Source organism: Hydrogenivirga sp. 128-5-R1-1, from assembly GCF_000171895.1.
Window position 1 is genome coordinate 1 of sequence record NZ_ABHJ01000268.1, and the last position, 1,684, is coordinate 1,684.

Consider the following 1,684-nt stretch of genomic DNA (forward strand, 5'->3'; position numbering starts at 1 on the left):
AATATCTTAAAGTAGGTGTAAATCTTTCTATTTCTTTTTCCCAGTTTGATATTAATGTTGTAGGAACTACTATTAGAGAATGTTTATCTAATTTCTTGTTTTCTTTTAAATATTGAAGGAATGCTAATACCTGTACTGTTTTCCCAAGTCCCATATCATCAGCTAAAATTCCATTAAATCCATATTCATATAAAAAGTTTATCCAGCTTATACCTTCAACTTGATATTTTCTTAGCTTTGCATTTAGTTCTTTAGGTTGGGATATTCTTTTTATTGATTTAAAATTAGTTAATTTTTTCTTTATATTCTTGATATTTTTGTTGATTATAAGTTCATCATCTATTAAATGTAAATCTGCTCTTGATATTTTTAAGTTATCTTCATTTTCCTTATTGTATAGATTTAATATTGTATTTATAAGTGGTTTTATGTCGTTTTTTTTAATCTTTAAAATTTTATTCTCGTCGTATTTTACGAATATAGTCTGGGGTAGTTTCTTTATATCATAGTTTTGTAATATATTTTTTAAAATAGGTAAAAGGTTTACCTCCTTATCTTCAAATCTAACTTTTAGAGATACATCAAACCACCAGTTATCTTTTTCTTCTATATCTGTTCTAATTTCTGTATCTTCAATGGTAGGAAGCTCTTCTGTTTGTTGTATTTCCCAGCCTTCATTTTTAAGTTGAATGATGTCTTCACTGACAAATTTATAAAAATTTTCAATATTAATGTTGTTCAGATTAAAAATGTATTTACTACCTGCAAAAAAGTCATTTTTTAAGGATGTTTTATTAATTCTTTCTTTATATTCTCTCTCCTTTTTTAAGTTTCTTTTAATAGTTATCTTCTTTGTATTTTCATAAATGATGCTTTTTTCCTCGTTAAGAGGATTAAAATAGTAATTTTTATATTTGATTTTGAATTCTACAGCTACAATTCCATTTGCTCTATTATAATTAATCTTCAAAACAGGTACAGGTGTATCTTCTATCTCAATCTCTTCTACAAATGGGAGTTGTTCAACGTCAAATCCAGCATCTTTCAAAGTAAAGTAAAGTTTGGAAGCTTTTTCTTTGTCTAAAGGTACTGAATTTGAAAGCAGTTTTAAAATATATTTATTTACTTGAGGTTCTATTTTATAGAAGACATTCTCGTCAGGTGAATACTCATATATGTCGTGAGCAACAATTATATTTTTTATGTTTATATTAATATTTAATTTGTTTTTTTCTCCTACATTTTCCCAATAAACTTTAATTTTTTTATTTTTGAGCTCTTTTATTGGATAAATATGGTTATTGAAATAAAGTTTTTTTTGCTGAATTAGTCGTTCTAATATAACGTTGTAAACAATGTGTTCTTTCCTAATATTTCCAAAAAAAGAAATACTTTCTAAAAGGCTGATAATTTCTTTATCTGTTTGTGATACGTAGTCTCTGTTAGGATTAATTATTAAGTTATTTAAGCTTAAAACCTGTGATTTTTCTATTGAGTTATCAGGTTTTAATTTGGCTTTTGCGGGAATAAAATCATGATGGAAATTATACCTTGGTATTATTCTAAATATAAGCTGTTTTTTTATATCTTCATGTTTTTTGTCTTTTATACTTACGGTAGATATGTTTATAATTACGTTTTTTAGCCATTCGCTTTCGTTTGAAGTATTTATTTTTCTGCTAAT

At 25.4% G+C, this 1,684-nt stretch carries 1 protein-coding gene; it reads right to left on the reverse strand.

The genetic code is table 11. The annotated features are described in order from the left end of the window. Positions 1–1,684: DEAD/DEAH box helicase (locus HG1285_RS02570; RefSeq protein ID WP_032497075.1), on the reverse strand; the 1,684-nt coding region annotated here is incomplete at both ends.